The 12,280-nt window shown below is 48.4% G+C and carries 14 protein-coding genes; 8 read left to right on the top strand and 6 right to left on the bottom strand.

Translation table 11 applies throughout. The annotated features are described in order from the left end of the window. The first annotated feature begins 244 nt into the window (after positions 1-244). Positions 245-1,720 carry a glucose-6-phosphate dehydrogenase gene (zwf, locus tag AB8809_RS13455; RefSeq protein WP_015840076.1) on the top strand — a complete coding sequence of 492 codons (1,476 nt, stop codon included), beginning with the start codon at positions 245-247 and terminating at the stop codon, positions 1,718-1,720. A gap of 168 nt (positions 1,721-1,888) precedes the next feature. After that, positions 1,889-2,530 carry a bifunctional 4-hydroxy-2-oxoglutarate aldolase/2-dehydro-3-deoxy-phosphogluconate aldolase gene (locus tag AB8809_RS13450; protein WP_181828434.1) on the top strand — a complete coding sequence of 214 codons (642 nt, stop codon included), beginning with the start codon at positions 1,889-1,891 and terminating at the stop codon, positions 2,528-2,530. 201 nt (positions 2,531-2,731) lie between these two features. On the opposite strand, the gene purT is transcribed toward AB8809_RS13450, so the two are convergent. After that, complete coding sequence (purT, locus tag AB8809_RS13445) at positions 2,732-3,910, bottom strand: formate-dependent phosphoribosylglycinamide formyltransferase (protein ID WP_349856315.1); 1,179 nt, start codon at positions 3,908-3,910, stop codon at positions 2,732-2,734. A 200-nt stretch (positions 3,911-4,110) separates the two neighbouring features. Here purT and AB8809_RS13440 point away from each other — a divergent pair, with 200 nt between their 5' ends. Continuing rightward, positions 4,111-6,162 carry a prolyl oligopeptidase family serine peptidase gene (locus AB8809_RS13440; RefSeq protein ID WP_349856314.1) on the top strand — a complete coding sequence of 684 codons (2,052 nt, stop codon included), beginning with the start codon at positions 4,111-4,113 and terminating at the stop codon, positions 6,160-6,162. A gap of 364 nt (positions 6,163-6,526) precedes the next feature. On the opposite strand, the gene AB8809_RS13435 is transcribed toward AB8809_RS13440, so the two are convergent. Next, on the bottom strand, positions 6,527-6,757 hold the full coding sequence (locus AB8809_RS13435; protein ID WP_015840081.1) for a DNA polymerase III subunit theta: 231 nt from the start codon (positions 6,755-6,757) through the stop codon (positions 6,527-6,529). Positions 6,758-7,127: 370 nt separating this feature from the next. Between AB8809_RS13435 and ftnA the strand changes: the two genes are divergently transcribed. Next, positions 7,128-7,634, top strand: a complete 507-nt coding sequence (ftnA, locus tag AB8809_RS13430; protein ID WP_015840082.1) for a non-heme ferritin — start codon at positions 7,128-7,130, stop codon at positions 7,632-7,634. Here the strand turns inward: ftnA and AB8809_RS13425 are convergent. Continuing rightward, a complete protein-coding gene (locus AB8809_RS13425; protein WP_349856313.1) occupies positions 7,626-7,820 on the bottom strand; it encodes a hypothetical protein in 195 nt (64 codons plus the stop codon). The genes ftnA and AB8809_RS13425 overlap by 9 nt on opposite strands. A gap of 96 nt (positions 7,821-7,916) precedes the next feature. Here AB8809_RS13425 and AB8809_RS13420 point away from each other — a divergent pair, with 96 nt between their 5' ends. After that, positions 7,917-8,273, top strand: coding sequence for a YebY family protein (locus AB8809_RS13420; RefSeq protein ID WP_205948023.1), 357 nt, complete (start codon positions 7,917-7,919; stop codon positions 8,271-8,273). Positions 8,274-8,831: 558 nt separating this feature from the next. Then, on the top strand, positions 8,832-9,044 hold the full coding sequence (gene cspG / locus AB8809_RS13415) for a cold shock protein CspG (RefSeq protein WP_010275831.1): 213 nt from the start codon (positions 8,832-8,834) through the stop codon (positions 9,042-9,044). Positions 9,045-9,271: 227 nt separating this feature from the next. Here cspG and AB8809_RS13410 read toward each other — a convergent pair whose 3' ends face one another. Beyond that, entirely contained in the window at positions 9,272-9,580 is a 309-nt protein-coding gene (locus tag AB8809_RS13410) for an excalibur calcium-binding domain-containing protein (protein WP_015840084.1), read from the bottom strand. Between the two features lie 237 nt (positions 9,581-9,817). Between AB8809_RS13410 and AB8809_RS13405 the strand changes: the two genes are divergently transcribed. Next, positions 9,818-9,964 carry a hypothetical protein gene (locus tag AB8809_RS13405; protein ID WP_205948024.1) on the top strand — a complete coding sequence of 49 codons (147 nt, stop codon included), beginning with the start codon at positions 9,818-9,820 and terminating at the stop codon, positions 9,962-9,964. Positions 9,965-10,006: 42 nt separating this feature from the next. Here AB8809_RS13405 and AB8809_RS13400 read toward each other — a convergent pair whose 3' ends face one another. Both AB8809_RS13400 and AB8809_RS13395 read right to left on the bottom strand, forming a co-directional pair. Further along, positions 10,007-10,489 carry a hypothetical protein gene (locus AB8809_RS13400; protein WP_349856312.1) on the bottom strand — a complete coding sequence of 161 codons (483 nt, stop codon included), beginning with the start codon at positions 10,487-10,489 and terminating at the stop codon, positions 10,007-10,009. Between the two features lie 274 nt (positions 10,490-10,763). Beyond that, positions 10,764-10,991: a YdgH/BhsA/McbA-like domain containing protein gene (locus AB8809_RS13395; protein WP_181844199.1), complete on the bottom strand. Its 228-nt coding sequence runs from the start codon at positions 10,989-10,991 to the stop codon at positions 10,764-10,766. A 203-nt stretch (positions 10,992-11,194) separates the two neighbouring features. Between AB8809_RS13395 and AB8809_RS13390 the strand changes: the two genes are divergently transcribed. After that, positions 11,195-12,262 carry a malate/lactate/ureidoglycolate dehydrogenase gene (locus tag AB8809_RS13390; protein ID WP_349856311.1) on the top strand — a complete coding sequence of 356 codons (1,068 nt, stop codon included), beginning with the start codon at positions 11,195-11,197 and terminating at the stop codon, positions 12,260-12,262. Positions 12,263-12,280: the final 18 nt, after the last annotated feature.

The following is a 12,280-nucleotide window of genomic DNA, read 5'->3' as shown; positions in this document are numbered from 1 at the left end:
TTTTGCCAGAACATGACATGTGTCTAACTTTCAGAAAAGTAATCGACTGTCAGAAACGACGAAAAATTTCGCTTTAGGGCGAATGCCTAAGTGATTTCAACCGCTGCACAGACCGATTTATGTGTGGTTTTCAGCCAATAGTGACCATTATTTGGCATTTTTATGATGGGTTTACTGGCTGTAGTCAAAAAGAGTACATTATCGCTGTAATAAAATTACAGCATCCTGCAACGAGGAGATGAACATGGCGGTAACTTCAACAGCCCAAGCGTGTGATCTGGTTATTTTCGGTGCCAAGGGCGATCTGGCGCGCCGTAAATTGCTGCCTTCCCTGTACCAGTTGGAAAAAGCAGGCCACATCCATGCGGACACCAAAATTATCGGGGTGGGCCGTGCTGATTGGGATAAAGCGGAGTATACCCGCGTCGTGCGCGAAGCGCTTGACACCTTTATGAAAGAAGCCATCGACGACAAGTTGTGGGAAACGCTAAGCAGTCGGCTGGATTTCTGCAATCTTGATGTGGAAGACACGAAAGCGTTCAACAAGCTGGGCAAGATGCTTGACCAGAAAAATCGCACCACAATCAACTATTTTGCGATGCCGCCGAGCACATTCGGGGCGATCTGCAAAGGGCTGGGAACCGCAGGGCTGAATAAAGAGCCGGCGCGCGTGGTGATGGAAAAACCGCTGGGAACCGATCTGGCGTCTTCTCGCGTCATTAACGATCAGGTTGCGGAATACTTCAACGAGTGTCAGGTTTACCGCATCGACCACTATCTGGGTAAAGAGACCGTTCTGAACCTGCTGGCGCTGCGTTTTGCCAACTCGCTGTTCTCTTCAAACTGGGACAACCGGACGATCGACCATGTGCAGATCACGGTGGCCGAAGAAGTCGGGATTGAAGGGCGCTGGGGCTATTTTGATAAAGCCGGCCAGATGCGCGATATGATCCAGAACCACCTGTTACAGATTCTGACGATGATTGCGATGTCGCCGCCGTCTGATCTGACGACTGACCGTATTCGTGATGAAAAAGTGAAGGTGCTGCGTTCACTGCGTCGTATCGACCGCTCCAACGTGCATGAAACGACCGTACGCGGCCAATATACCTCTGGTTTTGTTCAGGGACATAAAGTGCCGGGTTACCTGGAAGAAGAAGGCGCGAACAAAAGCAGCAGCACGGAAACCTTTGTCGCCATTCGTGTTGATATCGATGATTGGCGCTGGTCTGGTGTGCCGTTCTACCTGCGTACCGGTAAACGCTTGCCGACCAAATGTTCGGAAGTGGTGGTGTACTTTAAGAACCCTGCACTGAACCTATTCCATGATTCTTACCAACAGTTGCCGCAGAACAAACTGATCATTCGCTTGCAGCCGGATGAAGGTGTGGAAATCCAGATTCTGAATAAAATTCCAGGATTAGAACACAAGCACCGCCTGCAAACGGTGAAGCTGGACCTGAGCTTCTCGGAAACCTTTAATCAGCAACATTTGGCCGATGCCTATGAGCGTCTGCTGCTGGAAACCATGCGCGGAATTCAGGCGCTGTTCGTCCGTCGTGATGAGGTTGAAGAAGCCTGGAAATGGGTGGATTCCATCATGGATGCGTGGGGAATGGACAATGATGCGCCGAAACCGTATCAGGCTGGAAGCTGGGGGCCGGTGGCATCTGTAGCAATGATTACCCGAGATGGCCGCTCCTGGAATGAGTTTGAGTAATTATTTGATAATACGTCAGTAATTGAGATGCCGAAAACGATCGGCATCCCGCAGTTTTTTAATGTATGGCTAACGGTGCGGTTGGCATCTGCGGCGACGCAGATCCCTGTGGCAGGGGCGCGCTATATAATTAATGATGCCTTCGGGCATGACTGGAGATAACTTTTGATGAAAAACTGGAAAACGAGCGCGGAACAGATTTTGACAACGGGTCCCGTTGTTCCTGTGATTGTGGTCAACAAACTGGAACACGCGGTGCCGATGGCAAAAGCGTTAGTCGCGGGCGGCGTTCGCGTTCTGGAACTGACATTACGTACCGACTGTGCCATCGATGCAATCCGCGCGATTGCGAAAGAAGTACCGGATGCCATCGTGGGTGCGGGTACGGTGACAAACCCTGAGCAACTGGCTGCGGTAGTGGAAGCGGGCGCTCAGTTCGCTATCAGCCCTGGCTTGACTGAGCCGTTGCTGAAGGCTGCGACTGCAGGCAACATCCCGTTGATCCCAGGTATCAGCACCGTATCTGAACTGATGCTGGGTATGGATTACGGCTTGCGTGAGTTCAAATTCTTCCCGGCGGAAGCTAACGGCGGCGTGAAAGCGCTTCAGGCGATCGCGGGTCCATTTGCTCATATCCGTTTCTGCCCGACTGGTGGCATTACGCCGAAGAACTATCGTGACTATCTGTCGCTGAAAAGCGTGCTGTGTGTGGGCGGTTCTTGGCTGGTGCCGAACGATGCGCTGGAAAGCGGTGATTACGCGCGTATTACCGAACTGGCGCGTGAAGCCGTTGCGGGTGCAAAAGCCTAAGTTTGCTCATTACTGAATGACGAAGGCCACTCATTGCGAGTGGCCTTTTTTATGGCGGACATTCATGTCCGCCACCCTGCGGGCCGTCGCAAGCGACGTTGAAAAATGTTCCCCACATTTTTTTATGGCGGACATCCTTGCCCGTCATCCTCCGAGTCGTCATCAGAGACATCTCATCTCGCCGATCGGCAACAGAATGTATCAGCCGCTGACGGTTACGCCTGCAGCGACGCGCTTGGCGATTTCCACGGCATCTTCCGTGGTTTCTGCGCTGGCTAAGGCGACGCCCATACGACGTTTGCCGCCGATATCAGGTTTACCAAACAGGCGAATCTGCGTATGAGGGAGTAGCGCGCTTTCCAGCCCCTGATAACGCACGTTGTTGCTCTCCAGTTCCGGTAAAATCACAGCGGAAGCCGATGCGCCGTATTGGCGAACCGCGCCAATTGGCAAACCCAGAAAAGCGCGAACGTGTAGAGCAAACTCGGACAGATCCTGAGAAATCATCGTCACCATACCGGTGTCGTGCGGGCGAGGGGAGACTTCACTGAAGATGACCTCATCACCGCAAACGAACAGCTCAACACCGAACAGGCCATAGCCTCCGAGTGCTTTCACGACATCGCTGGCCATCTTCTGCGCGCGTTCCTGTGCCAACGCACTCATCTGCTGCGGCTGCCAAGATTCACGATAGTCGCCATCTTCCTGACGATGTCCGATAGGCGCACAGAAATGAATGCCGTCAACCGCATGGATGGTCAGCAGGGTGATCTCAAAGTCAAAATTAACCAGTCCTTCCACGATGACGCGTCCACCGCCTGCACGTCCACCCTGCTGAGCATAGTTCCACGCCTTATCTAGCTGCTCTGCGGAGCGAATCAGACTCTGCCCTTTGCCAGATGAGCTCATGACCGGTTTGACAATACAAGGGTAGCCAATCACCTCTACTGCCTGGCGAAAACTCTCTTCGCTGTCGGCAAAACGGTAGGTGGAGGTAGGAACGCCGAGCGTTTCGGCAGCCAGACGACGGATACCTTCACGGTTCATCGTCAGGCGTGTGGCTTCGGCGCAGGGAACAACATGGTGACCCTGTTTTTCCAGCGTCACCAGCATGTCGGTTGCGATGGCTTCAATTTCCGGCACGATGTAATCAGGACGCTCGGCTTCAACCAACGCTTTCAACGCATCGCCATCCAACATATTGATGACGTGGCTACGATGTGCAATCTGCATGGCAGGGGCATCGGCATAGCGATCGACTGCAATCACTTCGATTCCCAGACGCTGACATTCAATCGCCACTTCTTTGCCTAATTCACCGGAGCCAAGCAGCATCACTCGTGTGGCATCCGCACGCAGGGCGGTTCCAATCGTTAACATAACCTTATACCTGATCGGGTTGTGAAAAATGGCCGCAGTATAAACGAAAACGTTTGCGTGCGCATTAAAGAGGGGGATGCATTGGAATGCGGTGCGCAAAAGCGCACCAAGTGGTAAGGGTGTGACTTGGCATTGCCGGGCAATCGTGCCACTCTTCTTTCAGAGTAAAATTTTATGTTAAGACAACGAGATCCGACGCGATGAAGACACCGCAAGCTGAAAAACGCCCTCATGTAATGAGCACGCATGGCGATACGCGTATCGACAATTATTACTGGCTGCGTGATGACCAGCGTACCGATCCGCAGGTGCTGGCCTATCTGGAGCAGGAAAATGCCTATAGCGATACTGTTATGGCCCCTCATGAGGCGCGTAAACGGTCACTGTATGATGAAATGGTTAAGCGCATCCCGTCGACGGATATGTCCGTGCCGTATGTTCGAAAAGGCTATCGCTACCAAAGTCGCTACGAGCCAGGCAAAGAGTACGCTATCTATCTGCGCCAGCCTGAGCAGGAAACGGACGCGTGGGACACGCTACTGGATGGGAACCAACGTGCGGAAGGGCATGAGTTTTATAGCCTCGGCGCGCTTGAAGTTAGCCCGGACAATAGACTACTGGCACTCTCGGAGGATTTTTTATCCCGCCGGCAGTACACGCTTCGTTTTCGCGATCTGAACAGCGGCGAGTGGCTACCGGATGTGATCGAAAATGTCACGGCGGGAGCGGAATGGGCGGCGGATTCGACGGTTCTGTATTACGTACGTAAACATGAGCAAACACTACTGCCGTATCAGGTCTATCGTCATCGACTGGGGAGCGATCCTGCTCAGGATGAACTGGTATATGAAGAGAAAGACGACACCTATTATGTCAGCCTGAGTAAAACAACATCAGAGCACTACATCTCTATTTATCTCAGCAGCACTACGACGACGGAGGTGTTATTGCTCGACGCGACACGCCCGGATGCCGTGCCGCAGGTATGCATTCCACGCCGGAAAGATCATGAATACGGTATCGATCACTATCAGGGCAAGTTTTATCTGCGCTCTAATCGGGAAGGAAAAAACTTTGGCCTCTACCGATCGGACAGACCTGATGAGCAAACGCTGGAAACGCTGATTGCACCACGTGAAAATCGCGTGCTGGAAGGATTTGAACTTTTCCGTGACTGGCTGGTGGTCGAAGAAAGAGAACGCGGGTTGACCAGCCTGCGCCAGATTCACTGGCATACGCAGGAAGAAAAAGCGATCACCTTTAATGACGCGAGCTATGTGACGTGGTTGTCTTACAATCCCACGCCAGAAACGGCATTGATGCGGTATGGCTATTCATCAATGACAACCCCCAGCACGCAGTATGAATTGAATCTGGATACGGGCGAACAGCAGTTACTTAAACAAGCCGAGGTGAAAGACTTCTCTTCGGACAATTATCGAAGTGAACGCTTATGGATCACCGTTCGGGATGGCGTCGAGGTTCCCGTTTCTCTTGTTTACCATCGCGATCATTTTAGCCCAGGCAAAAACCCGATACTGGTCTACGGCTATGGCGCTTATAGCCATAGTATGGATCCGGATTTCAGCGTTAGCCGTTTGAGCTTATTGGACAGAGGGTTCGTTTTTGCCTTAACGCACATCCGCGGGGGCGGTGAACTGGGGCAACAATGGTACGACGATGGCCGGTTACTCAATAAAATGCATTCCTTCACGGATTTCATCGATGTATCGCGGGCATTGATAGAAAAAGGTTATGGCGACAGGAAAAACATGTTCGCAATAGGAGGCAGTGCGGGAGGATTATTGATGGGGGCGGTAGTGAATATGGCGCCCGAACTGTTTAAAGGTGTTGTCGCTCAGGTTCCCTTCGTTGATGTGTTGACGACGATGTTGGATGAGTCTATCCCATTGACGACCGGCGAGTATGACGAGTGGGGCGATCCGAATGAGCAAACCTACTATGACTACATCAAACAATACAGTCCTTATGACGGCGTTATCGCACAGCGTTATCCACATTTACTGGTGACGACCGGGCTCCACGATTCGCAGGTACAGTATTGGGAACCCGCGAAGTGGGTGGCGAAATTACGTGAAGTTAAGACGGACGATCGTCTGGTGCTGTTGTATACCGATATGGATGCGGGACACGGCGGAAAATCCGGTCGTTTCAAACGCTATGATGATATCGCGTTGGAATATGCGTTTCTGCTGATGGTGCTTGAAATGTCTGAGGATGATCGCGGATAAGGGATAAAAGCGGTATCAATGAGGGTAAACCCATTTTCGGGTTTACCCGATAGGTACATTGCTTAGGTTACCAGAGAGTAGGATTATCAATCCCTAAGTAATGTCAGCCTGCGTTTTCTTTGCTTTTTTGTCGGCCCGCTTTTCGGCGGCAGTTCTCAGCGGTTTCTTCTTACTGTTCTTTTTGCTATCCAGTCCTTTACTCATATCTTGCCTCGCTTGATAAAAGGTTAGGTTGCCTGTCCATTAACCTCCTGTGCGGGCCGATATGCAAGTAGAAAATTGTTTTTGCTGTGTAAGAATGTAACCCGTGGAAAGGGATATTTTCCACGGTATAGTCGGCGCAAACTGGAATGACGGGATAGGGCTATTTAGCCTTGGGTTCGTAGGGTAAACGAGAGAACTGCAGCGAGCGTTGGCGATAAAACATCACGCGCTCACGAAAGTAGTTGCGCAGGTGCTCGGGCTGTTCTCTCTCAACAGCTTCTGGAATGACCGGCATATTGTAACGTTCTTTGAAGGCAACACCTGATGCCGCCAAATCTACGTTCACTTTATCCATATCCTCTTTGGACAATTCTGCCAGATTATATCCCATACCGTTTTCTCCTGCTGATCGATCACCGACTGATGTGTGCCACGGTAAAGTAGCGACAGGAAAATGGCAAGTGTTCGCCCCATCATGTGGATGTTTATTATTCTCATTACGAAATGGGAATCATTTTTAATACGACTTTCTCGTAACTAATATAAATTCCGTTGTTATTTTTGATAATAAAAATGATTCGCAATAATATATTTATCTAAGGTTTAAGTGATAATGAATATCACTTAAATTTAATGTAATTTATTGTTTTTATTGGTTATTTAAATATTTATTTCTCAATGTTAATAAAGTGTTTTTTATTTTGTTTTTTCAGGCATAATGCCCTAAATAATTTCACCTGCCGGGAAAATAGGGAGTTAATATGTTAAAAAAAGAAATGATTCAGAAGCTGAATGAGCAACTTAATCTGGAGTTTTATTCCGCGAATTTGTATCTGCAAATGAGCGCATGGTGCGGTGATAAAGGTTTTGAAGGCGCATCTAGTTTCCTCAAAACACATTCTCAGGAAGAAATGCAGCATATGCAGCGTCTGTTTGACTATCTGGACGACACGGGAAGCCTGCCTGTGTTAGGTGCGATTGCTGCACCGCCAATTGATTTCGATTCATTGGCTGATGTCTTCAAACTGACCTATGAACACGAACAGCTGATTACGGCAAAAATTAATGAGCTGGCCCATGCGGCGATGGCGTTGCAGGATTACTCCACGTTTAACTTCCTGCAATGGTACGTTGCTGAACAGCATGAAGAAGAGAAGCTGTTCCGTTCCATTCTGGACAAACTGGCTCTGGTCAAAGCCAGCGAAGGCGGCCTGTTCTTCATCGATCAGGACCTGAAAAAAATGTCTGCGGCGGCACCGTCAGCCTAACGACAGGCGACGCTTCTGTCGGCCAATCATGATTTGAATGATGCGGGATACGGTTTTCTTTATCCCGCCATTTTCCCTCCTGAACGACTTTTCTGATGGTACCAGACCGCCGATGTTATTCCTGACGTCGCGCTCGACTTCATCTCCCTCTGTCGTTATGATCGCCTCAGTAGTGATATACAACATTCTGTTTTATAAGGTTTGAGGCTGTCTTTCTCTGATTCGGATAAGGCTGCAAAACTTACACACATCATTGTCTGAATACGCCATGTCGGGAATACCATGATGAAGAAATTCTTGCTATCTATCGTGCTTACCACACTTTCTGTGAATGCTTTTGCTGCTGCCAAACTGGCAAATATCAGCCGGCTGGAATACGGCGATCGCTGGGCTTTCACGCGTGAAGAAGTTCAACTGATTTGCCGCCCTGGCAATGCGCTGTACGCTTTACATACCGGGACGCTGATGCAATATCCGTTAAACGATGTTGCCATTGCGCAGATGAAGTCCGGGCAGGTGAGTGCACAACCGATAGACGCTATCTGGCTGGACGATCCTAAACATCCTGGACAGAAAAAAAGCCTTCAGCCATTTATCGAGCGTGCAGAGCAACTGTGTCAGCCAGATGCTAAGCCATGAAGTGATTGATTCATTTGCCAAATGTTAATTTTTAATGCATTTACGGTTAAAGCAAAGTGTGAAATCTGTTCCATTTGTGATAATTGCGAGCGGATTGAAGCTGGAAAACGTGGAGGAGTTGGCTAAGCTTAAATCTACAGGGCTAGTACAGCTTGTATAAATGCCAACTTTTAGCGCACGGCTCTCCCAAGAGCCATTTCCCTAGACCGAATACAGGAATCGTATTCGGTCTTTTTTTGATTTAGAACGCCAATGAATGAAAAACGATCTTTAACCTACTATCTCCTTGGTTTATTTTTTTTCAGAAACTGGCGAATTTTGTCTCTGTAGGCCTTTTAAGGCATATTTAAAAATAAATGCTTGCTAAAGATATTTATACATGCGTTAATGAGTCGTCGGTTTGATTCGCAGACCTAAAAGCAGTTTAGTAAAGCAGTTCTCATTTCTAAGTGTTATCCATAGATATCCCTTCTTTTGAGCCTCCTTATTGTTGCTAATTAAATTCTGTGCACAGGCCCTATTTGCCGGAAGGCGCTATAAAAAATTAAGGTAATTTCTATGTCTAATAAAATGACTGGTTTAGTAAAATGGTTTGACGCGGGTAAAGGTTTTGGTTTCATTACTCCTGACAACGGCAGCAAAGATGTATTCGTACATTTCTCTGCTATTCAGAGCAACGATTTCAAAACTCTGGACGAAGGCCAAAAGGTTGAGTTCACCATTGAAAATGGCCAGAAAGGCCCAGCAGCTGGCAACGTTGTTGCACTGTAATAAAGCCAAATTGCATTAATGTTTCTCTTGCGATAGCGATGATGGTTTAAACCGGAGCAGTCAAGAAAAACACTAAAAACCCCTAGCGTAAAGCTGGGGGTTTTTGTTTGTATTTCATCGCTAATTGGAATGAGATGTTTATACTCAGAGTTCACCAGAATGGCTGAATTATTACTTCAATCACGCATCATTTTTAAATTCATGATGTGCTAGTGTTTATGAGGCAGTTAATACCGCTTGGATCTCAGTGGAGGAAAGCGTGAGTCGTTTTCGCAAGGAATCCCATCACGGTCGCCATCCATTCGGGTGTTAGGGCAGTTTTCAATGAAAAAATATGCCTCTTCTCTCGATCTCATCTGAGAGCAATATTGCCTACCATCACAGACAAAACGATTTGTTTCTTGTTGTCGATCTTCTGTCTCTATTTTTTCTGCTCTCCAACTGTCATCATCATTACGGTATTGATGAGGCGATGCTGCCTGAACAGTAAAAGAGAAGGCTGTAGATAATAAAATAACGAAGAGTGTTCGTTTCATCGATATATCCATAAAAGAGTTGTACAAATCAAGACTATCATTGTCGTTGGGACATAAAGATTAATAATTCTTCATTATCAGCGTAAAGATTATGATAAGAATGCTGTCAGCGCTGTTTAAAAATCAACCACCTTCGGTGAATAAGATCTTTCCCGTGCTGTGTTTCTTTCCGAATTCGTCTCTCGTTCTAAAGATTATCGACTAAATTGATAGAACACGACGTGATGGGAGGAAGCAATGACGGATAAACATACGAGTACCAAACACAAGGATGAAAACGATCATCCAGCAAAAGACGCGCCGAAAGATCAGGGAGAGATTCCTCGCAAACGTGATGACAGCAAGGATGATGTTGAAGATCCCTTTGATGCGAACGAGGATTAATAGGTTGGCGACAGGTTTCTGTCGCCAATGTACTGCGGAAAATTAGTGCGTTTTGGCAATTGCGGCGCCCGATGCGTCGGGGGTGAAATAATCGCTGTCATCCACAATCGGAATATAAATTCTGACCCACTCGCTGCCTTCAACCATCTCCCAGCTATGTCCTTCCCCTTGCGTATCAGCGGCAATCAGCACCGTTCCGGGAGAAAGCAGGAAAGTAGAACCATTGCTGACCCGGAATTTCAACGTGCCTTTCAGCGTGATGACATATTGCTTGCGCGGGGCTGGGTGGACATTCTTTTCCCAGTCTTCAGTAGAATTACTGAGCCAAAATTTCTGTGCGGTGATTTTTTCCAAAGCTGGCACGCTGCCTGTTACGAAGGCCGAGTGATTATCGGGTGTATTGATCAGTTTGATAGCGGGTATCCGTGCTTCCTCCGCGTGAGATGAGGGAGGTGCTGCGGAATAAGTCGTAACGGAAACTAACAATCCGGCAAGCGCCAGAATAAAACGCGATGTTTTTTTCATTTAAATAAAATCCATATTATCTATGTCCGATGAGCAGGCAAAACCCTATATATGTCAGCCGTATCTGTGTACGCCTTACAACGTCGGGGATGGTACTGCTGAGTAGGAGCCTTCACCAGATGGTTAAAACAATCGCACTGATTGGTATTGCACTTGATTTGTCTATATTTTCGCCATGATGGAATGAGAAGGTGAGAAACAGAAACGTCAGGCGGGAATATTGTGAGGGTGATACGACAGAGGAGCCCTGAGGCTCCCTGACGTCTGGTACGATTTATTTGTACAGAATTGCGGTGCCGCGTAATTGATTATTACCGGTTGCAGAAACGATGCGATATGACGACGCACCTGCTTTTTTGGCTTTTTGGGCGACCTGTGCTTCGAAGGCATCTAATGATTTAGCACCGCTAACAGAAACCGTTGCGATTTCTTGTGCTGCAAAAGCGCCGAAAGATAAGGTAGAGAGTGCGATAACTGCGATAAAATTTTTGATGCTTTTCATGATTCATTCCTTCACGTTTTATTGCGTTGATTGGTTATGTTGCCTTGATGTGAAAAATGATAGCGCTGGATGCTGACAATGAATATCAGAGAGATTTGCTTTTCTCTTTCAAAAATATTGACATTTATTCGCTGTGCCATTCATCCCCGTTCCGCAGTAGGATGAATCCTGTGAACATTCATCAATAAATAAAGGGAAGAGGCATGCAGATTTCAGCCAGCCGTCTGATGGCCACGGTACAAGTCATATTGCAAAAAGCAGGATGTGAAGAACATGAAGCCCGTACAGTCACCGAGCATCTCGTAGCGGCTAATCTGAAAGGGCATGACAGTCACGGCGTGGGGATGCTGCCACACTATGTGGAATTTATTGGGAAAGGCATTATGCACCCGAATACTCCGGCCCGTTTACTGCGCGATAGCGGAGCGGTGCTGCAATTTACTGGCGATCGTGGTTTTGGTCAGCGAACGGGAAAGGAAGCGATGCAGGCGGCCATTGATCGCGTGAAAACGACGGGCGTGTGTTTAATGACGCTGTCGTCTACCTGCCATTTAGGACGTATCGGCACCTATGGGGAAATGGCGGCGGATGCCGGGCTCGTTTCGATACATTTCGTCAATGTTAACGATCTCGACCCGATTGTGGCTCCCTGGTGCGGTAGTGAGGCTCGTTTTGGGACAAACCCAATCTGCATTGCATTCCCGCCAACGGAGCATAACGCGGCCTTTGTTCTGGATTTCGCCACCAGCGTGGTGGCGTTGGGAAAAACCCGTGTCGCGTATCTGGCAGGCAAAACCTTTGATGAAGACGTCATGCTGGATTGCCACGGCGTTTCCACTAATGACCCGAAAGTCATGTGGGAAGGTGAGAAGCACGGTGCCTTAAAACCGATTGCGAAACATAAAGGCGGCGGATTGATTTTAGCGGCTGAAATGCTGGCGGGATTGCTGTCCGGCGGTGGAACCATTCAACCGGAAAACGCGCGCCAGGGAGCGATAGTGAATAACATGACGACGATTGTTATCGATCCCTCCAGTATGGTTTCTATGGCGTGGCTGCAGAAAGAATATGATGCGATGCTGGACTATGTTCGTTCTTCAACGGCTCCCGAACCGGCGCAGCCTATTTTAATCGCTGGTGAACCAGAACGTGTTTCTCAGGCGCAGCGCCACGCAGACGGTATTTCTCTGTCCGATCAGGAGTGGCAGAAAATTGTGGAGGCGGGGGTATCACTGGGAATGAATCCGACTGAGTTTGCGTTAATGGCATAATATTACTCAGGAGAAGAC

Origin of the sequence: Pectobacterium aroidearum (assembly GCF_041228105.1) — a bacterium.
GTDB lineage: Bacteria > Pseudomonadota > Gammaproteobacteria > Enterobacterales > Enterobacteriaceae > Pectobacterium > Pectobacterium aroidearum.
This window is presented reverse-complemented; position numbering and strand designations above follow the sequence as displayed.